Consider the following 25,819-nt stretch of genomic DNA (forward strand, 5'->3'; position numbering starts at 1 on the left):
TCGACAGCCGTTGAACTGGTCTTTTACGTAAGGGAGACACCCCATGGCGTACGCCGTCTTTGCCCACTACCGCTGCGCCGCCGACGACGCGGACACGGTGCGGGACGCGCTGCTGAAGATGCGCGAGCACACCCGTCAGGAGCCCGCGAACCTGGCGTACGAGGTGCACGCCGAGGCGGACGCACCTGGCGGGTTCGTGCTGTACGAGGTGTACGAGGACCGGGCCGGGTTCGACGCGCATTCCGCGGCGGAGCACTTCCAGGAGTGGATCGTCGGCGTGGTACGCCCACTGCTGACGGAGCGGACCGTGACATTCGCCGACGTTCTGTGACGCTCCGCGACGTAGAGGCCGGGAAGCCCCGTGTCTTCCCGGCCTCCGCCATGCCCCGGCTCAGAACTCGTTGCCCCAGATGTACCGGGCGAGTGTCTCGACCAGGACGAGCTTGCGGCGCTCCGCGTCCGCGGTCAGCAGGGGGCGGTCCGCGATGTCGGCGAAGCCGCGGGACGGGGCGATCGCCGCGTCCTCCAGGTCCTTCAACTCCCCTGCCGTGTCGAGGTGGTCGAGGACCGTGTCGATGTCCTCCAGGTCCGCGCGCGCCGCGTCGACGACTCCGAAGCATGCGTCCCGGTCCTCGGGCAGGGCGCGTATGAGGTCGAGTTCCGCGGGCGATGCGGACAGCAGGGGCAGCGCCCAGCGGTCGGCCGGGATCCGCCCGTAGAGCCGTTCCGCCTTGGCGCGGTCGACCTCGGCGGGAGGTGTCGCGCCGGGGAAGTAGCCGATGCGGACGCCCTCGGGGCGGGTGTCGAGTCGGACGGCCGGGGCGTCGACGGCCAGCGCGTCGGCGTAGGAGAGGGAGCCCACCGGGGTCCGGTCGGGGCCGGTCGCCGCGAGCAGCAGCGGGTTGTCGAGCTGGATCAGGCGGGCCCCGGCATCGACCAGGCGGACGATCTCGGCCTGGATGATCCCGGCGAACGCCTCCCCCAACTCGCGTGCGGGCAGATCGCTTTCGAGGGTGGCGGCGAGGTACGACGGGGCCGGCAGGGTCACCTTGGGTGCGATGAGGGTGAGCTCGGTGAGGCGTCGCACCCGGTCCGCGGCCAGCGGCCCGTCGGCCTTCGGGAGCGCGTCGGCGGCCCAGACCGCGAGGCCGTCGGCATCCTTCGTCTCCGTTCGGCGTACCCCGCTCACGCTCTCCAGGACGACGCCGCGGAAGTCCTCGTACGGGTGGCCGCCGTCGGTGACGACCGTGGAGCGCAGCTTGCGCTGGTACGCCACCGACTCCTCGATCGCCGCCTCGACGGCCACGGCGTCGGCGCGGTCCAGGCCCGACGGGCGGACCAGGCTGCCGTGGTGGTCGATGCGGTAGTTGAACGTATCGGCCATGGGTCAGACGTCCTTTCCGGCAGTCTCCGTGGGCACGCCCGCGACGCCCCACGCCGCGAACTCCAGCTCGTAGCCGAGGGACTTGAGGACGTCCTCGGCGATGGCCTGGTCCTCGTCGGCGGTGCCGCCCGCGATGCCGAGGCCGCCGATGATCTCGCCGTCCCTCTTGATGGTGAGGCTGCCCTCGGTCGCCATGATCGGCATCGAGGCGCCGGGGAGCTGGGACAGCTGCGAGAAGAAGACGGGCTGGCTCTCCTGCCACTTCTTCAGCATCTTGCCGGGCCGCTGCATGATCGCCGCGGTGTACGCCTTGGCGCGGGCGATGTCGGGGGTGAGCGGTCGGGCGCCGTCGGGGCGGCGGACGGCGACGACGAAGCCGCCGGCGTCGACGACGGCGACACTGACCGCCTTGCCGACCTCCTGAGCGCGTTGGTGTGCGGAGGCGATGATCTCTTCGGCGGCGTCGAGGGTGAGCGCGGTCATACGGCTTCCTTAGTGGCGGTGAGAGTGCGGCGCAGCTTGGCGACGGCGGCGTTGTAGCGCTGCGGCGTCTCCCAGTACATGGAGTGCGGGGCGCCTTCGACGATCTCCAGGTGGGAGCCGGGGAGGAGTTCGTGGGCGCGGGTGACGGTCTTGACGCTCAGTACGGCGTCCTTCTCGCCGGCCAGGAACGCGACACGGACGCCGGAGGCGACGATGTCGTCGAGCGAGGGCCCGTTGGTGTCCAGGTTGCGCAGGTCGGCCATCTTGGCGACGTTGAACGTGCCCATCTGTTGGAACAGGAACGTCAGATCGGCGCGCCCGGTCTGGAACTCCTTCGTCAACAGCCGGTCGATGACCGGGAGTTTGACCGCCTCGGCGCGGTCGGCCGCGGCGAGCTCCTTCAGTTCCGGATGGCTGATACCGCCGAGGGAGTGCCCGAGGACGACGGACGAGACACGCTCGGGGCGGGCTAGTCCGGCGCGCAGGGCGGCGACGGAGCCGATGGACTGGCCGACCAGCATCGCGTCGGTGATGTCCTCCTGGTCGAGTACGGCGACGACGTCACCGGGGAAGTGCTGCCCGTCGAACTCGGGCATGGACGAGTCGGACTTGCCGAAGCCGCGCAGGTCGACGGTGAGGACGGTGAACTCCTCGCGTAGCACCGCCACTTGCTGCCACCACGCTGCGTGGTGACCACCGGAGCCGTGCACGAAGAGGATGGCGGGGCCGCTGCCGTGACGTTCGTAGTAGAGGGATGTGCCGTCCCCGGACTGGGTGTAGGGCATGCTGCAACTCCCGTTCGGAGGCGGTCAGTTGGCGCGCTTGGCGTGGTACACGAGCTCGATCATGGTGTGGTCGGGGTCGTGGATGTAGCAGAACTTCGACTGGTTCTCGGGGCGCTCGATCGGGCGGGTGTGCCGGACACCCAACTCCCCCAGGTGTTCCAGGAAGTCGTCCCAGTCGTCGACCTCGACGGCGAAGTGGTAGGGCGCCATACGCTCCATCTCCTCGACCGGAGTGAAGTGCAGGTCGAAGTTGCCGCGGGTCATCAGCACCACGCGGGTGTTGGACTTGGGCATGATCCGCTTCATCCCGAAGACCTTCGTGTACCAGTCGGCGGTCCGGTCGGGATCGGTGGTGGGGAAGTTGACGTGGTGGATGTAGCGGGGTTCCTTGCTCATGGCGGAGGACCTTCCTCGAATGCTTCCTCGTGTACGGGGCTTTCCTCGTGTACGGGGTTGGTGAGCACGCCGATGCCGCTGATCTCGATGTCGACGGTGTCCCCCGGTTCCAGTTGGCAGGTGGACTCGGCGCCCATCCACAGCACGTCCCCAGGGTGCAGGGTGAGACGCCGGCTCATCGCGACGATGTAGTCGTATGGGTCGAACACCATGTCCCCCGTGGGGAATTGGGCCCGCACGGCGCCGTTCACCCGCAGCGTCGTGGCCTGCGCGAGCGCGTCGACGCCGGTCTCGATCCAGGGGCCCATCGGCTTGAACGTGTCGCTGTTCTTGGCGCGCCAGAACGTGCGGTCCTCGTGCTGCCAGGTCCGGGCGCTGACGTCGTTGCCGATCGTCCAGCCGAAGATGCCCGCGCGCGCCTCTTCGTACGAGGCATGCCGCAGCCGGCGGCCGATGACGGCGACGAGTTCGGGCTCGGCCTCGAAGCGGCCGACGACGTCGTGCGGCTTGACGATGGGCGAACGGTGTCCGGTGAGCGCGTTGTTGGCCCGGTAGCCGATCTCGGGGCTCTTGGGGGTCCCCGCGCCGTGCTCGGCGATGTGGCGGGGGTAGTTGAAGCCGACGGCGTAGAAGACGGGCGGGATGACCGGCGGCAGCCATCGGGCGCCGGTCACGGGCAGGGCGCCGGTGACCGGGTTCTGCGACGGCGGGGTGTCGAGCGGGGAGGCGAAGAGCAGCTCCACGGTGGTGCCGTCCTCGGTGATCCGGCCCCAGCGGGGGCGCCCCTCTATCTCGACTCGGGTGTATTTCACGGCAGTTCAGTCCCCCGTCAGTCGAGCTTGTGGGAGACGCGCTTGGTGCCGAGGTAGGCGTCCAGGGCCTCGGGCCCGCCTTCCCTTCCGTACCCGCTCTCCTTCACGCCGCCGGACGGTGCCTCGTGGACGGAGCCGCCGCAGTGGTTGATCGAGAGGATCCCGGCCTCGAGTCCGGCCGACAGCTTCTCGGCGGTCGCGGCGGACTCGGTGAAGCCGTACGCGGCGAGCCCGAACGGCAGGGAGTTGGCGACGCCGAGCGCCTCGTCCAGATCGCTGAACGGCACGATGGGCGCGAGCGGTGCGAACGGCTCCTCGCTCATGATCTGCGCGTCCGCCGGTACGTCGGTCAGGACGGTCGGCGCGAAGAAGTAGCCGGCCCTGTCGGGGCGCAGGCCTCCGGTGCGGACGGTCGCCCCGCGGCGTACGGCGTCGGCGGTCAGCCGCTCGGCGGCGACGAGGCGGCGCTCGTTGGCGAGTGGGCCCATGGTGGTGGCCGGGTCGAGTCCGTCACCGGTCACGACCTCCTCCGTCGCCTTGACGAACTCGGCGGCGAAGGCCTCGTACAGCGACTCGTGCACGAGAAAGCGGCTGGGCGAGGTGCACACCTGCCCCGCGTTGAAGAACTTGGCCTGGGCGGCGCGCCGCGCGGCCTTCACGGGGTCGGCGTCGGCACAGACGACGACCGGCGCGTGACCGCCCAGCTCCATCAGGGACGGCTTCATGACCTCGCCCGCCTTGGCCGCGATCAGCTTGCCGACGGGCACGGAGCCGGTGAACGCGACGAGCCGGGTGACCGGCGAGGCGATCAAGTGGGTAGAGACGTCCGCGGGTTCACCGAAGACCAGGTTGAGCACGCCGGCCGGGAGCCCGGCGTCGGCGTAGCAGGCCACCAGTGCGGCGGCCGTCGCCGGTGTCTCCTCCGACGCCTTGATCACCATCGAGCAGCCCGCGGCCAGGGCCGAGGAGATCTTGCGGTTCGGGCCGCCGACGGGGAAGTTCCACGGCACGAACGCGGCGACCGGACCGATCGGCTCGCGCCGCACGGTCAGCAGCGTTCCCGGGGCGGCAGGGATCGACCGGCCATAGGCACGGCGGGCGTCCTCGATGTGCCAACGCAGGGTGTCAGCGGTGCGCTTGGCCTCACCGACGGCCTCCTTGAGCGGCTTGCCGCCCTCCAGGGTCATGACGCGCCCGATCTCGGCGGCGCGTTCGGTGATCAGGTCGGCGGCCCGGTGCAGGATCTCGGTGCGACGCGCCACGGGGGTGCTCCGCCAGGTACGGAATCCGTCCTCAGCCGCGGCGAGGGCGTCGTCCAGGTCGGCCGTGGTGGCGAGCGGGACGGTGCCGATGGTGTCTTCGGTGGCCGGGTTGATGACGGGCGCGCTCCGTCCGGCACCGGAGTCACGCCACTCACCGGCTATGTGGAGACGGACGGTGGGGTAGGTGTCGTGTCGGTTGGTGGTCATGGGATGGACCTCTCCGAGCGTGTAAGGAGACAAATCAAGCCCCGCCGTCGGACGAGGGCCGGCGGGGTCCGGGGCAGAGCCCCGCGTCCGCAACACCGCTACGGCGCAACGTCCCGGTTCTGCCGCAACGACCAAATCGTGTGCGGCGGCGCGTCGGCATACACCCGGGTCTCGTACGACGCATCGGCCCGATCCATGTCACACGCATACTCGACCCGCCCGCCGCACGGCGCATGCAGGAAGCGGAAGATGTTCGAGCCGATGGTGTGCCGCCCCAGCTTGCGGGCCTCGCGCCACCCCCGCTCGATCATGTTGTTGCCGCCCTCGATGACATCGTCGACGCCCGGCACCTCGTACGCGATGTGGTTGATCCCCGCCTTGTCGGGGCGGTGGCAGAGCAGGAAGGTGTGCTGGTCGTCGTCGCCGGGCGCCTGCATGAAGACGCCCATGGGTTCGACGACATCGGTGGGGCGGAAGCCGAGCCGCTCGACGTAGAAGGCGACGGCTACCTCCCGCCCCGCCTTGGGGATGTTGAGGGCCACATGGCACATCCGCAGCGGCCGCACCTGCCCGATCGGCGCCAGCGGTGTGTTCCAACGCCCCACGCTGCCCGTCACGTTGGCCGGGCGCGGGGTCACGTCGAGGGCGCGCGGTCTGGCGAGGGTGAGCCCGACCCCGAATCCGGTCTCGTCGACGGTGTGGTGCACGCCGTCCGCGCCCTCCCGGACCGCCCGGTCCTTGCCGGCGCCGGCGACCAGCCGCTCCAGGGCCTCGGTGTCGTCCACGCCCCAGACGATCTCGCGCAGCGTCGGGCCGGACTCGACGGACGGCGGGAACAGCTGCCCCGGGGCGGTGTCCAGCTGGACGGTCTGCCCGGCCAGGGTCTCCAACACCGCGTGTTCATCGGTGCGTTCCACCATAAGGAGGCCGAAATCCTCGAAGAACCGCACAGTCTCTTCGAGAATCTCGCCGCTGCGAACGTCGTACGTCACCGACTCTATGCGCTGGATCCCCATTGATTCTCCCCTCCGGATCGTTTCCCCCGGCGATCGTAGATTTACTGTCTGCCCGCCTCAATGACTCCACGGACCAGACTTCGCAACCCTTGATTGCACACCGCGTCGGCCGCTTCAGATGGGTGCTGGAATGCTCGGAATTGGGTTCTTCGTGAACCATTCGGTGAGGAATTCGAGGAACACCGCGACCTTCTTCGGAGTGTTCTGTCCCGGCCCGTAGATGGCGAACAACGGCCGGTCGGGTACGCCGAGTTCGGGCAGCAACACTTCAAGGGCGCCGGTGAGCAGATCGTCGTAGGCCGACCGCTGCGGCAGCAGCCCGATCCCGCGGCCGTGCACGGCGGCCTTCTGAAGCGCGATGTACGAGTTCGACGAGAACGCCACGTTGCGGATCTTGTGCAGCGTCGAGGCGTGCCCGTGCCCGACGCGCCACACCGGGTCGTTGAGGTGCACCAGACAGTCGTGCCCCGCGATCGCGTTCGGCTCGTCGAGCCCGCCGTGCCGGGCCAGATACTCCGGCGAGGCGCAGAGCACGAAGGGCAGCGAGGAGACCTTCTTCAGGCGCACCCCGGAATCCCGCAGGTCCCGCGTGTGGAACGCGACGTCGAATCCGCTGTCCAGAAAGTCGTACGTCCGGTCCGACATTCCGCCGAGTTCGAAACGGACCTGGATCTTCGGGTGTGCGGCGGAGAATGCGGCGATGGCGTCGCCCAGGTCGAGACTGCCGATCCATTTGGGGCAGATGATGCTCAGCGCCCCCTCGGCCCGGTCGTGCAGCTGGGCGATGGAGTCGTCCTCCGCCGCTATCTCGTCGAGTATGCGCGTGCAGAACTCGGCGTAGCGCAACCCCTGTTCCGTGAGGCTCACCGAGCGGGCCGTGCGGTGCACCAGGCGGACGCCCACTTGTCGCTCCAGCTCGGCCACGTGCCGTGACACCAGTGAGCCCGACGATCCGAGCTTCTTGGCGGCCCCGTTGAAACTGCCGTTCTGGGCGACGGTCACGAAACTGTGCATGAGCAGCAGACGGTCCATAAATCCCTCGAATTCTCAGGCGCTTTTCATGGAGCGGTGATTACTTCGGGCAGTACTGAGGGGCCTGGTCGACGTTGTCCTTGGCGATCAAAGTAAGGGGGACCTTACTGATTTTGTCAACCTTCTTGTCGCCGAGAAGGTTGACGGTCTGCTTGACCGCGGTTTCCCCGATCACCGCCGCCGAGTTGGACACCGTGGCCTGCAGCCGGCCGTCCTTGATGGCGGCGATCCCGTCCTCGGAGCCGTTGACCGAGACGATCTTCACCTGCTTGGCTCCGGCCGCGTTGAACGCCTTGCGTACCGCGAAGGCCATCTCCTCGTTGGCGACGAAGGCGTAGTCGAGCTTCGGGTGCGCCTGGATCATGTTCTCGGCGACGTCCTGCGCCTTGGCCGGGTTGAACATGCCGGGCTGGTTGGCGACCACTTTCGCGTTGGCAGGCAGCGCCTTCTTGAAGCCGCCCACGAGCAGGTCGGACGCCGCGCCCGGCGCGCCGGCCACGATGCCGACGGTGACGTCCTTGCCGTCCGCGTCCTTGGCGATCCACCCGGCGTCCATCGAGCCGACCTTCTTCAGGTCGACGACCGCGGCGCCCAGGATGTCGGAGGCCTTGTCGGTGGCGACCGAGGTCAGGTAGATCGGGATGTTCGCGGCCTTGGCCTTCGCGATGTCACCTTCCAGGGCATCGACGTTGACCGTCTGCACGATCAGCGCGCTCACGTTGCGGGCGATCATGTCCTCGATGTTGGACAGCTCGGTACCCGCGTCCTGTTTGGAGTTGGCGGTGTAGACCTTCGCGTCCTTCGCCTTGGCGGTCTGTTCGACGGCCTTCTGCAGGCAGGTGTGGAAGTGCGTGTTGGCGCCGTTGACGAAGCCGAGCGAGACTGAGCCGTCGGCGGAACCGCCGCTGTCTGCGTTGCTGTCGGCGCAACCGGAGAGCACCAGGGCGGTGACACCGGCGATGGAGGCCGCGAGCAGTCTGCGCGGGCGAACAGTAGTGGTCATGAGGGTCGTACCTTTCCTGCGGCGTTGAGGGAAGGGCATACGGGACTGACGTCACGTCAGAGTTGTCAGTGGCCAGGGTCGTTGCGGCGCTGGAAGCCGTTGATGACGGCGGCGATGAGCAGCACGGCGCCGGTGACGACGAGCTGATAGTTGCTGTTGACCTGGAGCAGATTGAGGGCGTTGGCGACGACGCCGAGGAGGGTCACACCGAGCGCGGTGCCGACGATGGTGCCGCGGCCACCCGCCAGGGACGTACCGCCGATGACCACGGCCGCGACGGCCGTCAACTGGGTCTGCAAACCAGCCGTGTTGGGTGCGCTGGCGCCGAGGCGGGAGAGCAGCATCACGCCCGCGAGGCCCGCGAGGGCACCGGCCAGGGCGTAGAGCGCCAGCTTCCGGGCGGGCACGTTGATGCCGCTGAGCCGGGCGACGTGTTCGTTGCCGCCCATCGCGAAGGTGTCTCGTCCGAACGTGGTGAAGCGCATGACGAGCCCGATGATCAGCAGGACGAGGACGGCCACCACCAGCAGCCAGGGGACGCCCGCGACCGTCGAGTTGCCGAGGGCCTGCATCTTGTCGCCGATGGTGACGCTCATGCCGTTGAGTACGAGCAGGGCGACGCCGTCGAGCAGCATCGCGGTGGCGAGGGTCGCGACGAACGGCGCGACGTTCGTGAACGTGACCACGAGCCCGTTGACGAGTCCGATGACGGCGGCCAGTACCAGCGCGACGACGACGGTCACGGCCGTGGACTGCCCGCCGGACAGCATCTGCGCGGCGACGGCCGTGGTCACGGCGGCGTTCGACCCCATGGAGAAGTCCATGCCGCCTGCGGTCATGAGCAGGGTGAGGCCACCCGCGATGACGGCGTTCACGCTGATCTGGCGCAGCACGTTGAGCAGGTTCTGCGAGGTGGTGAACGAGTCGGCGCGCAGCGCGGTGAAGAGGATCACGACGACGAGCACGGCGATGAGGCCGCCGTGCGGGATGCGCAGCAGTGCACCGCCCATGCCGCGCGTGCCGGTGGCGGTCGACGGGGCGCCCGCCCGCTCCAGGGCGGCCGAGGGGATCTTGAGGCTCACTGTGACCGACCTCCGAGTGCGGTGGCGACGAGTTCGTCGTGGGTGATGGCGGTGACTTCGTGCTCGGCGACGGCCCGTCCTGCGCTGACCACCACGACCCGGTCCGCGAGCCGCATGACCTCTTCGGCGGACGAGGACGCGAGGAGGACGGCGACGCCGCGCCCCGCGAGCTGGTCGACGAGGGTGTGGATGTCCGCCATCGCCGCGATGTCCACGCCGTTGGTGGGGTCCTCCAGGAAGCAGGCGACCGGCTCGGTCTCCAGCCACTTGGCGAGCAGCACCTTCTGCTGGTTGCCGCCGGACAGGGCGCCCACCGGCGGGTTCCCGGCGAGCGCGACCACCCCGTAGCTGTCACGCAGTGGCGCCGCGCGCCGGGCGAGGCTGCCGGTGCGATGCCAGCGGCGGCGGGCGAGGCGGTCGCCGGCGAGCATCAGGTTCTCGTCGACGGAGAGCTCGGGGACGAGCCCCAGCGTGCGGCGGTCGCCGGTGACGCAGCGCAGGCCGCTCGCCAGCGATGCGGTCACCTTCCCGAAGCGCACTGCGCGGCCGTCGATCTGGAGCTTTCCGGTGTCGGGCCGGGCCCGGCCCGACAGCAGGTCGAAGAGTGCGGACTGGGCGTCCCCGGCAGGCCCGAGCACCGCGACGACCTCTCCCTTCCGCACCTGTACGGAGAAGTCACGGATCGTCCGGCCACGGCTGAGGTCCTGCACCGAAACCCCCAACTCGTCCTTGGGTACCGGCCGTTCGGGCCGTGTGGACACCACGTCGCGCCCGACCATGCCCCGTACCAGCGAGGCCGCGTCGAACTCGGCGGCGGGGGCGCTGCGTACGACACCGCCGTCGCGCAGCACCGTGACGCGGTCGGCGATATCCATGACCTCGCCGATGTAGTGCGAGATGTAGACGACGGCGACGCCCTCGTCGCGCAGCCTGCGCACCAACTGCCGTATCTGTGTGGCGGCTTCGGCGCTCAGGCAGGCGGTCGGCTCGTCCAGGACGAGGACCCGGCCGCCGCGCCGCACCTCGCGCGCCACCTCGACCATGGTCTGCTCGGCGACGGTCAGCTCCCCCGCGAGGCGGCGCACATCGATGTCCAGGTCGAGATCCGAAAGGGCTTGCTGCGCCTCGGAGTTGATGGCCCGCCAGTTCACGACGCCGCGCGTCTTCGGCAGGGCGCCGAGCATGATGTTCTCGGCGACGGTGAGTCCCATCGCCAGTTCGCGGCGCTGCGGCACGAACGCGATGCCGAGGCGGCGGGCCCGGCGCACGCTCAGGCCGGGCTGGGCGGCCCCGTCGACCTCGATGGTTCCGCGGTCGGCCTGGTGGACGCCGCACAGGACCTGCACCAGTGTCGACTTGCCCGCGCCGTTCATGCCCATCAGGGCGTGCACCTCACCGGGGTACAGGTCGAGGTCGACGTCCTTCAGGGCGGCCGCGCCGCCGAAGCTCTTGGTGACGCCGCGCATCCGGACGACGGCCCCGCTCACGGCCGTGCCTCCGCGCCGCCCCCGGCCGCGCCGCCCCCGGGCAGGCGCCCGTACCCGCGGATGTCCGGGAAGGGGGGCTCCTTGTCGGCCTGCAGGTCCACCTGGAAGGTGTTGAGGCACATGCCGAGCATGGTGAAGTTACCGAGCGCGCCGATCGTGTCGACCAGGCCCTGCGGCCCGAAGTGCTCCAGGGCCGCGGCGTACGTCTCGTCGCTGACGAAATGCTCGTCGAGCACCTCGTGCGCGAACCGGAAGAACGCCTGGTCCGCCGGGTCGTCGAACGTCACGTCTGCGTACCGCTTCTCGGCGATGGCCGCGATGTTCTCCTCGCTCACCCCCGCCTCGACCGCCTGGTGCACATGGGCGTTCCAGGAGTACTGGGCGTCCCAGTTGCGGCCCGCCATCAGCAGCGCGAGCTCCCGCAGTCGCTTGGGCAGCGAGCAGTCGAAGCGGGCGAACGCGCCGAGGGAGTCCGCCCGTTCCGCCATCTCCGGACTGTGCAGCCAGACCCGGAACGGGCCGCGGACCGCACCGCGCTTGCCGGCGATCCGTGCGGCCAACTCCTTCTGGCGCTCGGTCATTTCGTCTTCGGTGAGAACAGGGAGCCTCATGGTCGGATGTCGCCTTCGAGTTCGGGCACGGTCCGGTTCCGCCGTGCGACGGTGGCCGACCGTACCTCCGCATCCACCGGCCCCGACCCCTCCGGGAGTGCAAGGTAAAGCTGCACGCTGGACGGCATCCGTGAGCACGGAGGCTCACCTAGCCTCGGGCGACATCACACCGTCGAAAGGACTCCCCGGATGACCACGATCATCAAGGTGTCGGACGTCCCGCTGCTGGACCGCGGCGGCGCCGTCGTGACGACTCCGCTGATCACCACGCCGTCCGCGGCGGGCGAGAACAAGATCACCAGCGGGATGAGTGTCTATCCGGTCGGCTCCGGCGCCCCGCTGCACTCGCACAACTGCGACGAGCACGTCACGATCCTCGAAGGCGAGGCGGAGGTCGTGGTCGACGGCGAGGTGACGAAGCTGGAGCAGTACGACACGACGTACGTCCCCTCCCCGATCCCGCATCTGTTCCGCAATGTCGGCGAGGTGCCGCTGCGTATTCTGTGGGTGTACTCCTCCGGGCACGTGACCCGGACGTTCACCGAGACCGGCAGGACGGTGGAACACCTGACGGCCGAGGACCAGATGGGGTGACCCCGCGGGGTGCGCAAGCAATGACTGCGCGCCCGGACGTTTGGCGTGCTCCCGGCCGCATCGTCCCCGCTCGTCGACGGGCCCCGGCGCACGGCAGCCGTGCGAGACCGGCACGAACCCAGGAGCCCCACCCGCCCGTCCATGCACGCTTCTTGTCCTTTCGCCGCCGGTCGGCCGAGACTCTCCGCACGCAGGAGCTCTCAGGAGGAGGCACCCGGCGCCATGGCCACAGACGGCAGACACAGCACACACGGCAGAGTCCGGACGATGGTGGTGGCGGCGGTGTCGGCCGCGCTCGCCGCGGCCGGCGCCCTCACCGCGACGGCACAGAGCGGGAGTTCGCCCTCAGGGGACGATCAGGCGAGCGGCTATCGCGGCAAGCACCCGGTCGTCGCCACCGACCACGGCAAGGTGCGCGGCCAGGCGGACGCGCTGGTCACCTCGTACAAAGGCATCCCCTACGCGAAGCCGCCGACCGGTGGCCTGCGCTGGAAGGCGCCGCAGCCCGCCGCCAAGTGGAACGGGGTGCGCGACGCCACCGCGTTCGGCGGCTCCTGCACCCAGGGCTCCGGCTGGGATCCCGGGTACGACAAGCCCACCCTCAACGAGGACTGCCTCTACCTGAACGTGTACCGGCCCTCCCGCTCCGCCAAGAAGAACCTCCCGGTCTTCGTGTGGAATCACGGCGGCGGCAACACCGGCGGCGCGGGCCGGGACACCAACCCCGACAAGTTCGTCACCCGCCAGGACGTCGTGTACGTCACCATCAACTACCGCCTCGGCGCCATGGGTTGGCTCTACAGCGACGCGCTGGCCAAGGACAACAAGGACGGCGCTGCCGGCAACTTCGGTCTCCTCGACCAGCAGGCGGCGCTGCGCTGGGTGCAGCACAACATCGGTTCCTTCGGCGGGAATCCGGACAACGTCACGCTCGCCGGCCAGTCCGCGGGCGCCCGCAACACGTGCACACAACTCGCCGCTCCCGGCGCCCGCGGCCTGTTCGACCGGGCGATCCTGCAGAGCGGCGGCTGCACCTCCCCCACCCGGTCGACGCAGGAGGCCGCGAAGAGCGGCGACGGCTTCTCGGCCGCGCTCAACTGCCCAGCCACCAAGGATCAGTTGGCGTGCCTGCGCGGCAAGAGTCCGGCCGAGATCCTGGCCGCCCAGCAGAAGGTCGCGCAGAGTTCGTCGGTGTACGGCACGTCCGTGCTGCCCGAGGACCCGCTGGCCCTGCTGAAGGCGGGGAATCTCACCAAGCTGCCGGTCGTGGTCGGCGGCACCTCCGACGAGTCCCAGCAGAGCGTCTACAGTCAGTACGACTACCGCGGCAACCCACTCACCGCCGCACAGGTCGCCGGCCTCGTCGAGGACACCTACCCCGACGGCGCGGACCGGATCGAGGCCGCCTATCCGGTCGACGACTACTGGTCGCCGACGGTGGCGTGGGGCGCGATCCAGAGCGATCAGCGGGCCTGCCGCGACCAGACGCAGCGCGAGCGGCTCGCCGCGGACACCCGCTCGTACGCCTATGAGTTCGCGGAGAAGGACGGCCCGCCGTTCACCTCCATCTGGCGCCTCGGCACCGACTATCCGTTCGGTGCCACCCACGTCAACGACCTCGGCTATCTGTGGGACTACCTCGGCACCGCCCTGCCGTTCAGCACGGATCAGGTGGCCCTCTCCAACCAGATGATCAGCTACTGGGGCAGCTTCACCGAGGACGGCGACCCCGCCGTGAAGTCGGCGCCGGCCTGGCCCGCGTACAGCTCTCAGGGCAGCATGCTCCAGTTCCAGGCACCCAGCGCACGGCGGGTGACGCACGCGCAGATCGACAAGGAGCACCACTGCGCACTCTGGGACGCGGTGAGCCCCGCGCCCTGACCGTCAGCCTGCTCCCGGGTGAGAAGCGGGAAAGATCCAGCGCACCTTCGGCTCGACCAGGAACCGGAAGCACTTCCTGACCAGCGTCGTGCACAGCAGCGTCATCATCGCGGCGGCGAGCACCGTGATGGCAAGGCGTCCGAGAGGTGTGTCCACCCAGCCCGCGTCGTACCAGTCGCTGACGCGGGCGAACCGGACGGGGTAGACGTGCAGCAGATACGCGTAGAGGGTGCCGGCGCCCAACGCCGTGAACCAGGTGCGGTGCCTGGGCACCCACGCCAGGAAGCACGCGGTGAGGACCATGGAGCATCCGAAGAGGGCGAAGGTCATCATCACCCCGGTCCACGCGGGCACGCCCAGCTGCTGCGCAGCCTTGTCGTGCAGCAGCCAGGCGTTGGACATCTTCGGCACGGCCCAGTACGCGAAGCACACCGTGGCCACGCCGACGGCGGCCGCGAGAGGCCGCGCCGCCCGGCTGCGAAGCAGCTGGAAGTGGTCCGGGCGCAGCTTCAGGCCGAGCACGAAGAACGGCAGGAACTGGGCGATGCGCATCAGGTCGAGATCGGCGCCGATGCTGGGAGTCACACTGGCCGCCGCGGCGATGACCAGCGCCACCGGGAGAGGCCACCGGATCCCCTTCCACAGCGGCGTCGACAAGCGCCACACGAAGAGCGCGACGAGGAACCACAATGCGAAGGCCGGCTGCTGGTAGTGGAACGCGCGGTCGGGGTTGTCGATGATCCGCATGAAGACGGTGTAGAGCGTCTGGAAGATCACGTAGGGCAGTGCCACGCCTGTGACCAGCCGCTTCAGCTGGCGCGGCGTGCCCTCGTAACTGCGGGAGAGGTATCCGGAGACGATGATGAACGCCGGCATGTGGAAGGCGTAGACGACCATGTACAGCGCGCTCACCGCGCGGCTGCCGCTTGCCAGCGGCGACCACGCGTGTCCCAGCGCGACGAGCACGATCGTGAGGTACTTCGCGTTGTCCAGGAAGGGGTCACGCTGCCGGGGTGGCCGTTTCCCCGTGCCTGCCTCTCGCCCGTCCGGTCTGTGCGGTGTCCACGTTCCGCGTGACTCACAGGCGGCGGGCAAAGGTGCGTGCTTGGGGCCAAGTGTTGTCATCGCCCAAGGACGTTAGTACCCGCCCCTGAGAAAACTGTGAGATCGACAGCCGGACAGGGCTGCCCACGGCGGGCTCGAGCCCGTCCCTCTACCGTGGCGCCACCGCATCCCTGGCGAACGGCAGCACCAGACGGGAGGGGTGTGCAGCGTCCCGGTAGATCTTGTGGGTGACGGGGCGGCCCACAGGGAGGTGGAAGGCGTCCGGCGGCAGGAGCGCGTTGTGCTCGTCGGCCAACGGTTCGTCGTTGGAGAGCTCCACGACCAGCGTGTGTCCCGGCAGGAACGTCGCCGCGAAGGGGTAGATCCGGAGCACGTACTCCTCGATCCTCCCCGGCTCGACAGGCACTGTGCGGGTGTGCGGGTGGTGTGGGTCGCCCTCGGTGGTGCGTTCCTCGTCGAGTTCGCGGTGCGACGCCTTGAGGTACGCGGTGGTGATGAGTTGGCGCCTGCCGCCCGGTGCTGCGTCCCACATGCGCAGGATGAAGTTGGTGTCGGGCTGGTCGATCTCGGCGAACAAGTGTGCCGCGCCCTGGCCGATCAGCTCGGTGGGTTCGGTGAAAGGGGCCGTGCTCCAGCTGAGGATCTCCACCTTGTCGGTGACCGTCAGCGGCGCCTGGTAGAAGCCGTCGGGGGCGGCGTGTTCGGCGCCCATCGGCTCGGGCTCGTAGGACAGTTTGCGGCGCGGGCGGAGGTACAGCGGGCGGTGCTCGACCTCCTTCGGGGGCCACTGCGTGCCGGTGACGGTCTCGCGGGAGCCCTCGACGTGGACGGTGACGGCGGGCTCGTCCATGACCCCGTTGTCGATGCCCTTGAGCCAGTACTCGTACCAGCGGAACATCTTGTCGTGCTCCTCGACGAAGGGGCGCGACTGCATCGGCGGGTACGGGCCGATGTCGAGCTTCTTCGGACCCTTCAGCGCCTGGAACAGCTCGATGGTGCCGTCCATCGTCCAGCCGCGGCCCTGGTCGATCTGGAGCCACACCGGGATGTCGATGTTCGGCGCGAGCGTGATCGGGTTGCGCTCCTCGTACCAGTCTCCGTCGACCTCGTTCATGACGATGTCGAACCAGGCCTCGTGGTTCTTCGGGTAGTTGAGGACATGGACCAGGTTGGGCCAGGCGGCGACGTCCGGGTCCTTCAGCCGTTCGGCGACCCGCTTCTTGATCTCCTCGGGCGAACAGGTCTCCAGCATGCGGGACTTGACGCCGTCGGTGAACGCCCAGCCGGAGTCGCCGCCCCGGCCCTCGCGGGCGGCGCGCGGCATGAGCCACATGATGCCGCCGTGGTACGTCGTCTCGTAGAAGTCGTAGTGGCCGCCACTGACGAAGATGGCCTTGAGGCTCGGCGGGCGTTCGGCCGCCGCGAGGACCTGCATCGAGCCGAAGTACGAGATGCCGATCATGCCGACGTTGCCGTCGCACCACGGCTGCGCCGCGACCCACTCGATGAAGTCGTACGCGTCCTGGCCGAGGGGGACGCCGCCGGCGTTGTAGTTGCCGATGTGTGCGCCCTCGGAGGCTCCGGAGCCGCGCAGGTCGCCGATGACGTGGACGTAGCCCTCCTTGACGACGCGCGCGATGTCACCGGCCTCGACGCAGCCGTCCCACATCGGGCTGGGTCGGCGCTGCGGGGGTGTGGTGAGGGCCAGGGCCTGGAGTTCCTTGCCGTAGGGGCTCAGGGCGACGAGGGCGGGACGCGGTGTGTCGTCCGCGCGGCTGTAGGTGTCGGCGGCCAGCGTGACACCGTCGCGCATCGGCACCCGGAGGTCCTTGCGGACGGCGATGGACTGCTCGCCCGCCTGGATGGTGTGTTGGTTGCTCATGTCTGCGGAACTCCTGTAGTGCGCGGCTGTGTTACGCGTTCTCGTCGCGCGTGCGGTAGCCGTGCATCGAGGTGAAGAACGGTGACGGTTCGAGCGTGGGGTCGCCGGTGTAGCCGAGTTCCTCAGCGGCCGCGGCGAACGGCGAGTAGGGGGAGTCCGTCTCCGTGAGGCCCGCCTCCAGGCATCGGCAGGCGGCCTCGGCGACGCGGTACTCGGCGGCGAGGCTCTGGTCGATGGCCTCGCGGGCCTGCGTCTCGTCGAGGTGGACGCCGTACGGTGTGCCGTCGGCGCGGCGGTAGGGATGTCCGAGGTAGAGGTGGCGCGGGCGGACCTCGTCGCGCAGGTGTGTGAGGCCGGCGCGGTAGGCGGGCGGGTCGGTGTAGCCGGGGAAGCCGTTGGCGGCGCCGTGCACCTGTACGGCGTCACCGGCGAAGACCGAGCGCTGTCCCTCGACGGCGTAGGCGACCGATCCGGGGGTGTGACCGGGGATCGCGTGCACCGAGACGGTGACGTCGCCGCCGAGGGAGAGTGTCTCGCCGCCCTTGACGAGCAGCGTGGGTTCCAACTCCCCGGAGATGACGGCGTTCGTGGCCGCCGCGACCTTGGCCTCGCCGTCGGGGTCGCGGAGGTAGCGGCCGCGTCCGGCCCGGTACTCCTCAACGTGCGCCTGCCGGGAGCGCAGCATCGGTGCGTCGGCCTCGTGGATCACCACCTGGGCCCGGCGGCCGGTCAGTTCCCACAGGGTGTGCGCTCCGCCGACGTGGTCGATGTGACCGTGTGTCAGCAGGATCCAGCGCACGTCCTCGATGCGGCGCCCGATGGCCTCCAGCGCGGGGGCCATGCCCTCGGCGGGTGAGGTGGCGATACCGGTGTCGACGATCGCCGGTTCGGGTGCGTCGACGTAGAAGCTGTAAAGACCGAACCGGCCCCAGGGCGAGACCAGTGGGTGGACGGGGATCTCGTGGGTCATGGGCTCAGCGCCCGGCGAGGAAGTCGCGGGTCTCGGCGAAGACGCGGTGGTACTCGGGGATCCAGGAGAAGTGCTGGACGAATCCGTGTCCTGCGCCCTCGTACCGGGTCACCGTCGCCGCCACACCGTTCTCGCCCAGTCGCTTGCCATACAACTCGCCCTCGTCGCGCATGGGGTCGAACTCGGCGGTGACGACCAGGGCCGGCGGCAGTCCGCTCAGGTCCCTGCGCTTGGCCGGGGAGACCAGCGGGTCGGCCGGGTCGGCGCCGCTGTCGAGGTAGAAGGCGTTGAACGGCTTGAGTCCGGCGGTCTCCAGGCCGTAGCCGACGGCGTTCACCCTGAGCGAGGCGTACCGGTTCTCGTCGAAGTCCAGGTCCAGGGACGGGTAGTAGAGGACCTGGTGGGTGATCCGGTCGAAGCCGTCGTCGTGCGCGCGGGCCGCGACGGCGGTGGCGAAGGTGCCGCCGGAGCTGTCGCCGGCGACGGCGAGGGTCGTGCCGTCCCAGCCCAGCGACTCGCCCTGCTCTGCGGCCCATCGGGTCACGGCGTAGCAGTCGTCGAGGCCGGCCGGGAAGGCGGCTTCGGGTGCCCGGCGGAAGTCCACGGAGACGACCTTCAGGCCGGTCTCCTTCGCGAGTTGACGCGCGAGGTGGTCGTGGGTCTCCAGGCTGCCGAGAAAGAACGCGCCGCCGTGGAAGTAGACGATCAGGCCGTGGCGGTCCGCGCTGGTGGGTGTGTAGACGCGCACCAGAACATCGCCGGTAGTGGTGTGTGCGGTCAGGTCCTCCACTGCGTGCAGCGGCAGGCGTTCCTCCACAGGGGGGACGTGTGCCTCCTCTTCGGCGCGCATCGCGACCGGGTCGAGCGGGCCCTCGGGCGGGGGCGGGAGGGTCGCGAGGAACTTCGCGATCTCGGGGTCCAGCGGCATGGTTCCTACTCCTTGGTCGCGGCGGACGCGGGGATGTCGGGGGTCTCGGTGGTCTCGGGTGTCTGGCCGGGGAAGACCTCGTCGATCTCGTCCTCGGTCCAGCCCTGCCGCGAAACGGCCTGCAGCTTGTCGGTGACGGGCTTGCGGATGGCCTGGTACTCGGCCAGTCCCTCCTTCAGGTGGCCCGCCCTGCTCAGGGCGTCGGCGAGCGCTCCGGCGTCCTCGATGGCCGAGTTGGCGCCCTGGCCCTGGTGGTGCAGCATCGAGTGCGCGGCGTCGCCGATGAGGACGACGGAGTCCGAGTGCCAGGTGTCGATCGGGTCGATGTCGTAGACGGCGCGGATGTTCACGGTGCCCATGTCGAGGCCGCGCGTGATGTCCACCAGGCGCTCGTCGAATCCCTCGACCGTGCGCAGCATGTCCTCCTTGGTGACCTGCGGCGTCCACGTGCCGTCCGGGTGCAGCGCGGTGATGTCGAAGGACACCTGGTCGCGGTGGCGCAGCGGCAGCAGGTAGACCTTGGTGCCGCGGCCGATGTACATGCGCAGGTTGTCGTCGGTGACCATGCCGTGGGCGTCGGCCACGGAGATGACGGCGCGGTAGGCGTGCTCGCCGGAGAACACCGGGGCCTGGTCGCTGAACAGCTGTTGCCGCACGACGGACTTGATGCCGTCGGCGCCGATGACCAGGTCCGCCTCGGCGGTCGTGCCGTCCGCGAACGTCAGGACGGCGCCGTCGCCCTTGTCCTCGACGCCCTCCAGGCGGTGGCCGAGGCGCACCATGCCCTCGGGCAGCGCGCCGAGCAGTGCCTCGATGAAGTCGCCGCGGTGGATCAGGTGTGTACGGGTCTGCTCGCCGTCGGCCGGCCACGACTCCTTCAGGATCGGGGCGCCGGTGGGGGTGAGGATCTCGAAGTACGCGCTGGGAGAGCTGACTTGGGCGATCGCGTCGTGGATCCCCCACTGGCGGAACCGGTTCATGGTGGCGGGGCGCAGGCCGATGCCGGCGCCGACCTCCCGGATCCGGCCGGCCTGCTCGTAGACGGTGACGTCCGCGCCGAGCAGGCTGAGGGCCTTGGCCGCGGCGGCGCCCCCGTAGCCCGCGCCGACGATCGCGATCTTCAGGTCTTTCAAGTCCAGGGACTGCATGGAGGTGGCTCTCTCACTTCTGGATGGTCAGGAAGTCGGCGGGGTTGTCGACGAAGATCGTCCGGATGGCGGCCTCGTCGAGGCCGGCGGCGCGCAGGTCCGGGATCAGGTCGTCGAAGAGGTAGTTGACGGTGTGGCCCTTGACGCCGGGCCAGCCCAGCGGGGAGCAGTTGGCGTCGGCGGAGGCAAGGACCCGGCCGGTGCGGCGGCCGCCGTCGATGAACCGCAGGAAGTGGTCCAGGCGCTCCTTGCGGGGGCGGGCCCAGAACGGCGGGTCGGGCAGTTCGGTCTCGTAGCCGAAGGTGTCGAAGCCGATGCGGCCGCCCTGCTCGGCGATCCATACGTCGCGCGTCTTGTCGGCGTTCACCCCGTCGTCGACGTGCCCGAACAGCACGCGGTCCATGGGTAGTTGCTCCTCGTTGAAGATCGCGACGGCGTTCTCGGCGTCGATCGCGAGGTGGGTGAGGATCGGTACACCGGTGGCGAGCGCGGCGCGGGCGGCGGCGCGGTAGATGCGCTTGTCCAGATCGGTCATGCGGCCGCCCCGGCTCACCCCCACCTTGATGACACCGGCGCGGCTGCCGGTGTCGCCGATGCCGACGGTGATCTCGTGGACGAACTGCCGTGTCAGGTAGTCGACGTCGGCGCGGGCGAAGTGCGGCAGCGCGGTGTCGCCGCCGACGAAGCCGGTGCAGGCGACGATGTGGACGCCGGTCTTCGCCGACAGCGACTTGTAGTGGTCGACGTCGCGGCCGTTGCAGATGCCGGTGGCGTCGACGAAGGTGCCGCCGCCCAGCTCGTGGAAGCGGCGCAGCTTCGGGACGGTCTCCTCGTAGCGCCGCTCGGGCGCCTTCCACCATTGCGTGTCCAGTTCGGATCCCGGCATGCCGTAGCCGATGTGCTCGTGGATCGCCACGAAGCCCAGCTCCTCGGCGGGGATCGGCCCCAGGACGGTGTTCACTCGCGACACAACACTCACCTTCGGAAGGGTTTTTTGACGGTTGGGGAGGGCGGACCGGGTGTTCAGCGCATGGCGAGCAGGTCGCGCGGGTTGGCCTCGAGGATGCGCAGCACGTCGCCTTCGGCGACGCCGTGCTCCGCCAGCAGCGGCACGAATGCGGTCAGCACGTGGCTGTACGCCAGGTCGTTCGCGGGGTGCCCCTTGGCCACCCCGGCCGCGCCGACGGAGAGCAGGATCCGGTCGGTGTGTCCGGCACGCACGAGGTCGGCGATGAGATCCGCACGCTCGGCGTCGGTGAGGTACTCGCCGCCTTCCGTGCCGATGCGGTCGAGGACGACGCGGGCACCACGCGCGGCGACCTTCTCGGGTGCGCCGGCAGCGACCGCGTCCTTGCGGTCCAGGCCGCCGACGGCCACGCGGTCGGCCGGCAGCTTCTCGTCCAGGACGGTCTCCAACTCCCTTACTGCGTCCACACCGTGACGGAACGAGACGGCCGTGCCGGTGGCGAGGGCGGCGCGGGCGGCGCCGCGCAGCAGGCTCTCGTCGGTGGCGGTCACGCCCGCCCGGGTCACGGCGGTGGTGATCAGTCCGGCGGGGCCGCGGCGCTCCACGCGCGGGACCACCATGCCTTCGGTGATCTCCCGGGCGAAGAGGTCAGCGAACTTCTCGGCCGGCCAGGGGGTCGGCGGGTTGGTCTGCGGGGTGAGGAAGTAGCCACCGAGCAGCTCCTCGGGCCCCTGGCCGGTGGAGGCGACGATGTGCACTCCGGTGGCGCGGGACAGGGCTTCGTAGAGCCGGACGTCGCGGCCGTGGAACATGCCGGTGCTGTCGACGATCGTGCCGCCGCCGTGGGCGCGGAAGTCGCGCAGCTTGGCGGCGAGTGTCTCGAAGATCTCGGCGCGGTCGATGGTGATGTCGAAGGCGTGCTCGGCGCCCGGGAACACCGAGAGCAGTGCCTCGTGGACCGAGACGACGCCCAGCTCATCGGCCGGCACCGGGCCCAGGACGGTGTTCACGGTGGTGCTGTTCACGCTCATGCCTGCCTCACGTGTCCGGTGCGGGTGCGGCGGCGCACCCGGTGACTGCGGTCACGCTAGCCATTCGCTTTACATGGCGTCAATGAAACGAACACCACGAAAAAACATTGGCCGCAGCGTTGCGTCGGAGTGCGGCGTGTGAGCACAGCGGTGCCGCACTGACGTGGGCAGATACGGCTTGACGTGGGCAATTACCGGTCGGGCGTGGGCCGTCGCGTAAACCACAAAAGGCTCCTTCGAGGCCGTCGAGGGCCTCGAAGGAGCCTTGGTGCGAGGTGGGTGAGCCGAAGGGCCCCCGCCGCGGTCAGTTCAGCAGCCGGACCCAGCTGGCGCTCAGCTCGTCGAGCAGCTGCTCGCGGGTGAGCTTCCAGTCGGCATCGCCCCAGTGCTGGGCGACGTAGTCCAGCTCGGCCATCGCCAGGACGCCCCGGAAGCGGCGCTGGTGGGGCGCGAAGCGCCCGGCCGCGGTGAGCCCGTCCTCGATGTCACTGATGGCCTCTTCCATCCAGCGCTCCACCAGGTCGCGCAGTTCCGGGTCCACGGCCGCGGCGTCCCTGCCCACCCGGATGATCGGCCGGATCTCCGGCCAGCTGTCGGCGGTGCGCCGCAGCCACGCGGCGATCGTCTGCGGCGACCCGTCGGCCACGGTGGCGACCAAGTCCTGGGCCGTGGAGCCGTGGTCGGGCGAGCGGACACGCTGGAGCGCCTCGTTGAGCCGCTCGTCGATGAGCGCCTTCATGAGATCGCTGCGGGACGGGAAGTAGGCGTAGAAGGTCACCCGGGTGGTGCCCGCGGCGGTCGCGATCTCGTCGACCTTGGTGGCGGCGTATCCCTTGGTGGTGAACAGCTCAAGACCCGACTCGAGCAGCAGCCGACGCGTCATCTGCTTCTGCGCTTGTCGAAGGTTCGCCATGCCGGGGATCCTAACGTGCCGCCGCACGCCGACCGTACGCACCGGCCCGCGAGCGAACACCCCGCACGCAGGCCTGCCTTTCTGTAAAGCGCAGCCCGCGGGCCGGTGGAGCGGGTCGACGTGTCGACCTCAGTCGGCTTCGCGCAGGACACCCTGGAGGAAGTCGGACAGCTGCGCGGTGGCGTCCAGCGGGAGGACGTGGGCGACGTACTGGTCGGGGCGGACCAGCACCATGCAGCCGCGGTCCCGGTCGATTCCGCGCAGGTCGAAGATGTCCGTGTGCTGTGGGTCCGGGCAGAAGGCCTTCTCGTGGTCCACCAGGGCGAAGCGGCCCTTGCGGGGGCGCAGCACCGCGGGCAGCGCGGTCGGCTCAAGGGTGCGGTGCGGCTGCTGCAGGATCGCGCGGACGTCGAGGACCGCGTCCGGTTCGGCGCCTGCGGGGGTGAAGCGGGCCAACGGGGAGGCCGCGGAGGCGAGATGGTCGCAGAGTCGACGGAACGGGCCGTCGGCGGCCTGGAGTCCCTCCCGGTCGGCGAAGAGGTAGAGCCGCCAGGCGCCGTCGGCCCGGGCCGCGTGCCCCAGCTGTACGGGCCGGGCGTCGGCGAGTCGCACCACCGGCGCGGAGTGGAACCGCATCCCGATCGGGAAGCCCTTCGCGAGGTCCTGGTGCTCGCCGGTGCCCGTGATCATCGAGGGCTCGTAGCGGACGGAAAGTCCGGCGGTGTAGCGGCCCTGGGCGCGGAAGTAGTCGGCGAACTGCTCCTCGTCGGCCTGCGATGCGGCCGTGGGGGTGCGCGAGCCCGCAGCCATTTTGGAGGCGAAGTCGCGGTCGAAGTCGATGAGGTCCTGGGCGACCCGCTGCCGCTCGGCGGAGTAGGTGTGCAGCAGCTCGGGGGCGGCCGTGCCGGTGAGCACAGTGGCGAGTTTCCAGCCTAGGTTGAAGGCGTCGGCCATCGACACGTTCATGCCCTGCCCGGCCTTGGCGCTGTGGGTGTGGCAGGCGTCGCCCGCGATGAAGACACGGGGCAGCCGGTCGGGCATCTCCTCGTCCGGTACGTCGTCGAACTTCGCGCACAGCCGCTGGCCGACCTCGTACACCGCCCACCAGCCGACGTCCTTCACCTCGACCCGGTAGGGGCTCAGGATCCGGTTCGCGGCGGCGGCCAGGACCGCGGGGGTGACGGCCCGCTCCCGCAGCAGATCCCCGTACCGCTCCGCGTCGAGTTCGATGTAGAGCCGTACCAGGTAGCCGCCCTCGCGCGGAATGATCAGGAGCGCGCCGGCCTCGGACTGGACCACGGACTTCAGCCGGATGTCGGGGAAGTCCGTGTCCACCAGGACATCCAGGACGCCCCAGGTCTGGTTCAGCGCGTCGCCCTCGAGCCGGCGGCCGATCGCGGTGCGCACCGCGCTGCGCGCACCGTCGCAGCCCACCACGTACTTGGCACGCACCACGGACGTGCCGCCCTGGTGCTCCAGGGTCACGGCGACCGGGTACTCCTCCCCGGCCTCCCCGCCGGCGATCTCCACCGCGCTCGCCCGCAGCCCGTAGTGCGGGGCGATGCGGGCGGCCGAACCGGCCATGTGCTCGCGCAGGAAGTCCAGCAGCCGGGCCTGGTTGACGATCAGGTGCGGCATCTCGGAGATGCCGTCCTCGACGTCCTGGATCCGCGCGGTGCGCACGATCCCGGAGCGGCCGGGGCCATCGGCGGAGACAGGCCGCCAGAAGGACACCTCGTTGACCTGATAGGCCTCCTGCTTCAGCCGCTCGGCCAGCCCGAAGGCCTCGAACATCTCCACGGTGCGGCAGGCGACCCCGTCGGCCTGTCCCACCTGCAGCGGCCCGTCCTTGCGATCCACCACCACCGTCCGGATCCCGGGGAAGGCGGCCAGCTGCGCCGCCAGGACGAGACCGGCCGGGCCGCAGCCGACGATCAGCACATCGGCGGTCTCGGGCAGGCCGGCCTCCGGGGCCCGGGCGGCGGGATGCGCCTCCTGCACCGAAGGGTCGCCGGGTCGGTATCCGTCGAGATGAAACTGCACGATGCGAACTCCTGGGCAGACAAGGCGGGTGACGCCACGATTCTCCGCACGTCCCACGATGAGGGATAGACTTTTCTGCCATGCGGAACAAACCTGCCTACGCCGTCGCCTCCGTCGACTCCGCCCTGCTGCTGGCGATCGTGCTGCGCCAGGAGGGGCCGATGCGGGTCACCGACGCCGCGCAACGCGTGGGGGTGTCCGTGTCGACCGCACACCGGCTGCTCGCCACGCTCGTGCACCGCGACTTCGCCGTGCAGCTGCCCGACCGCCGCTACGACGCAGGACCGCAGATGGGCCGGGCCCCCTCCCGGGCACCCGTGGCCCGGCTGCGCGAGGCCGCAGGCCCGGAGCTGCGTGCGCTGCGCGACCACTGGCACGAGACCGCCAACCTTCTGCTGCTGGACGAAGAGGGCACCGGGGTCCGCTTCCTGGCCACCGAGGAGGCCGACCAGGTGCTCCGCGTCGGCGACCGCACCGGGCGCATCCTGCCCGCCTACGCCGCATCCGGCGGCCGTGCGCTGCTCGCCCGGTACGACGACGCCGCCGTGGAGGAAGTCCTGGACCGCTGCGGCCTCGCCCCGGACCAGCGCGGCGTCCACCGACGCGCCATCCAACGCGCCCGGCGTGAGGGCCACGCCCTCAACCAGGAGGCCACCGAGACCGGCCTCACGGCGCTCGGCGTCGCCCTGCCCACCGGCCCGGCCGGCCACCCACCCGCCGCGATCTCCCTGTCCATGCCGTCGGCCCGCTGGTCGCGCGCACTCCTGCCCGCCTTGTCGAGCGCGCTCAAGACCGCGGCGGCACGCATCGCCGCGGACTGAAGCCGCAGCGTCCTCA

At 69.9% G+C, this 25,819-nt stretch carries 25 protein-coding genes; 4 read left to right on the forward strand and 21 right to left on the reverse strand.

Features of this window, described 5'->3' with window-relative positions; translation table 11 throughout:
- Positions 1 to 43: 43 nt before the first annotated feature.
- The gene (locus ACOKM3_RS05475; protein ID WP_426897463.1) at positions 44 to 331 is read left to right on the forward strand and encodes a putative quinol monooxygenase; all 288 of its coding nucleotides are present in this window, start codon (positions 44 to 46) and stop codon (positions 329 to 331) included.
- 60 nt (positions 332 to 391) lie between these two features.
- Here the strand turns inward: ACOKM3_RS05475 and ACOKM3_RS05480 are convergent, their stop codons facing one another.
- From ACOKM3_RS05480 to ACOKM3_RS05535, 12 genes are all read right to left on the reverse strand, one after another.
- Entirely contained in the window at positions 392 to 1,384 is a 993-nt protein-coding gene (locus tag ACOKM3_RS05480) for a uroporphyrinogen decarboxylase/cobalamine-independent methonine synthase family protein (protein WP_426897465.1), read from the reverse strand.
- A gap of 3 nt (positions 1,385 to 1,387) precedes the next feature.
- The gene (locus ACOKM3_RS05485; RefSeq protein WP_426897467.1) at positions 1,388 to 1,867 is read right to left on the reverse strand and encodes a GlcG/HbpS family heme-binding protein; all 480 of its coding nucleotides are present in this window, start codon (positions 1,865 to 1,867) and stop codon (positions 1,388 to 1,390) included.
- Positions 1,864 to 2,652 (reverse strand): alpha/beta fold hydrolase, encoded by a 789-nt coding sequence (locus ACOKM3_RS05490; RefSeq protein WP_426897469.1) that lies wholly within the window; start codon positions 2,650 to 2,652, stop codon positions 1,864 to 1,866. Before ACOKM3_RS05490 ends, ACOKM3_RS05485 begins: the two co-directional genes overlap by 4 nt.
- A 24-nt stretch (positions 2,653 to 2,676) precedes the next feature.
- Complete coding sequence (locus tag ACOKM3_RS05495; RefSeq protein ID WP_327673146.1) at positions 2,677 to 3,048, reverse strand: VOC family protein; 372 nt, start codon at positions 3,046 to 3,048, stop codon at positions 2,677 to 2,679.
- On the reverse strand, positions 3,045 to 3,860 hold the full coding sequence (locus ACOKM3_RS05500; RefSeq protein ID WP_426897472.1) for a fumarylacetoacetate hydrolase family protein: 816 nt from the start codon (positions 3,858 to 3,860) through the stop codon (positions 3,045 to 3,047). The genes ACOKM3_RS05495 and ACOKM3_RS05500 overlap by 4 nt, the downstream gene beginning before the upstream one ends.
- A 17-nt stretch (positions 3,861 to 3,877) precedes the next feature.
- Complete coding sequence (locus ACOKM3_RS05505) at positions 3,878 to 5,329, reverse strand: NAD-dependent succinate-semialdehyde dehydrogenase (RefSeq protein ID WP_426897474.1); 1,452 nt, start codon at positions 5,327 to 5,329, stop codon at positions 3,878 to 3,880.
- Between the two features lie 98 nt (positions 5,330 to 5,427).
- Positions 5,428 to 6,345 carry a VOC family protein gene (locus ACOKM3_RS05510; protein WP_426897476.1) on the reverse strand — a complete coding sequence of 306 codons (918 nt, stop codon included), beginning with the start codon at positions 6,343 to 6,345 and terminating at the stop codon, positions 5,428 to 5,430.
- Positions 6,346 to 6,459: 114 nt separating this feature from the next.
- Positions 6,460 to 7,377, reverse strand: coding sequence for a LysR family transcriptional regulator (locus tag ACOKM3_RS05515; protein WP_426897478.1), 918 nt, complete (start codon positions 7,375 to 7,377; stop codon positions 6,460 to 6,462).
- 40 nt (positions 7,378 to 7,417) lie between these two features.
- Entirely contained in the window at positions 7,418 to 8,380 is a 963-nt protein-coding gene (locus tag ACOKM3_RS05520) for a sugar ABC transporter substrate-binding protein (protein WP_426897480.1), read from the reverse strand.
- A gap of 65 nt (positions 8,381 to 8,445) precedes the next feature.
- Positions 8,446 to 9,462: an ABC transporter permease gene (locus ACOKM3_RS05525; RefSeq protein ID WP_426897482.1), complete on the reverse strand. Its 1,017-nt coding sequence runs from the start codon at positions 9,460 to 9,462 to the stop codon at positions 8,446 to 8,448.
- Complete coding sequence (locus ACOKM3_RS05530; protein WP_426897484.1) at positions 9,459 to 10,949, reverse strand: sugar ABC transporter ATP-binding protein; 1,491 nt, start codon at positions 10,947 to 10,949, stop codon at positions 9,459 to 9,461. Before ACOKM3_RS05530 ends, ACOKM3_RS05525 begins: the two co-directional genes overlap by 4 nt.
- A complete protein-coding gene (locus ACOKM3_RS05535; protein ID WP_426897486.1) occupies positions 10,946 to 11,530 on the reverse strand; it encodes a carboxymuconolactone decarboxylase family protein in 585 nt (194 codons plus the stop codon). Before ACOKM3_RS05535 ends, ACOKM3_RS05530 begins: the two co-directional genes overlap by 4 nt.
- 219 nt (positions 11,531 to 11,749) lie before the next feature.
- Between ACOKM3_RS05535 and ACOKM3_RS05540 the strand changes: the two genes are divergently transcribed.
- Together ACOKM3_RS05540 and ACOKM3_RS05545 are read left to right on the forward strand one after the other, a co-directional pair.
- Complete coding sequence (locus tag ACOKM3_RS05540; RefSeq protein WP_426897488.1) at positions 11,750 to 12,154, forward strand: cupin domain-containing protein; 405 nt, start codon at positions 11,750 to 11,752, stop codon at positions 12,152 to 12,154.
- A 222-nt stretch (positions 12,155 to 12,376) separates the two neighbouring features.
- Positions 12,377 to 14,035, forward strand: coding sequence for a carboxylesterase/lipase family protein (locus tag ACOKM3_RS05545; protein ID WP_426897490.1), 1,659 nt, complete (start codon positions 12,377 to 12,379; stop codon positions 14,033 to 14,035).
- A 3-nt stretch (positions 14,036 to 14,038) separates the two neighbouring features.
- On the opposite strand, the gene ACOKM3_RS05550 is transcribed toward ACOKM3_RS05545, so the two are convergent.
- The 9 genes from ACOKM3_RS05550 to ACOKM3_RS05590 form a co-directional block, all read right to left on the reverse strand.
- A complete protein-coding gene (locus ACOKM3_RS05550; RefSeq protein WP_426897492.1) occupies positions 14,039 to 15,160 on the reverse strand; it encodes an acyltransferase family protein in 1,122 nt (373 codons plus the stop codon).
- 88 nt (positions 15,161 to 15,248) lie between these two features.
- Complete coding sequence (locus ACOKM3_RS05555; RefSeq protein ID WP_426897494.1) at positions 15,249 to 16,982, reverse strand: CocE/NonD family hydrolase; 1,734 nt, start codon at positions 16,980 to 16,982, stop codon at positions 15,249 to 15,251.
- A 31-nt stretch (positions 16,983 to 17,013) separates the two neighbouring features.
- Entirely contained in the window at positions 17,014 to 17,952 is a 939-nt protein-coding gene (locus tag ACOKM3_RS05560) for an MBL fold metallo-hydrolase (protein ID WP_426897496.1), read from the reverse strand.
- A gap of 4 nt (positions 17,953 to 17,956) precedes the next feature.
- Complete coding sequence (locus tag ACOKM3_RS05565) at positions 17,957 to 18,880, reverse strand: alpha/beta hydrolase (protein ID WP_426897498.1); 924 nt, start codon at positions 18,878 to 18,880, stop codon at positions 17,957 to 17,959.
- Positions 18,881 to 18,885: 5 nt separating this feature from the next.
- Positions 18,886 to 20,028 carry an FAD-dependent oxidoreductase gene (locus tag ACOKM3_RS05570; protein WP_426897499.1) on the reverse strand — a complete coding sequence of 381 codons (1,143 nt, stop codon included), beginning with the start codon at positions 20,026 to 20,028 and terminating at the stop codon, positions 18,886 to 18,888.
- Between the two features lie 13 nt (positions 20,029 to 20,041).
- On the reverse strand, positions 20,042 to 20,998 hold the full coding sequence (locus ACOKM3_RS05575) for a phosphotriesterase family protein (protein ID WP_426897501.1): 957 nt from the start codon (positions 20,996 to 20,998) through the stop codon (positions 20,042 to 20,044).
- Between the two features lie 53 nt (positions 20,999 to 21,051).
- Complete coding sequence (locus ACOKM3_RS05580) at positions 21,052 to 22,026, reverse strand: phosphotriesterase family protein (RefSeq protein WP_426897503.1); 975 nt, start codon at positions 22,024 to 22,026, stop codon at positions 21,052 to 21,054.
- Between the two features lie 304 nt (positions 22,027 to 22,330).
- Positions 22,331 to 22,939 carry a TetR/AcrR family transcriptional regulator gene (locus ACOKM3_RS05585; RefSeq protein WP_426897504.1) on the reverse strand — a complete coding sequence of 203 codons (609 nt, stop codon included), beginning with the start codon at positions 22,937 to 22,939 and terminating at the stop codon, positions 22,331 to 22,333.
- A 129-nt stretch (positions 22,940 to 23,068) separates the two neighbouring features.
- Positions 23,069 to 24,982: an FAD-dependent monooxygenase gene (locus ACOKM3_RS05590; RefSeq protein ID WP_426897506.1), complete on the reverse strand. Its 1,914-nt coding sequence runs from the start codon at positions 24,980 to 24,982 to the stop codon at positions 23,069 to 23,071.
- A gap of 80 nt (positions 24,983 to 25,062) precedes the next feature.
- Between ACOKM3_RS05590 and ACOKM3_RS05595 the strand changes: the two genes are divergently transcribed.
- On the forward strand, positions 25,063 to 25,803 hold the full coding sequence (locus ACOKM3_RS05595; RefSeq protein ID WP_426897508.1) for an IclR family transcriptional regulator: 741 nt from the start codon (positions 25,063 to 25,065) through the stop codon (positions 25,801 to 25,803).
- The last annotated feature ends 16 nt before the right edge of the window (positions 25,804 to 25,819 follow it).

Origin of the sequence: Streptomyces nidicola (genome assembly GCF_050106155.1) — a bacterium.
Classification (GTDB): Bacteria; Actinomycetota; Actinomycetes; order Streptomycetales; family Streptomycetaceae; genus Streptomyces.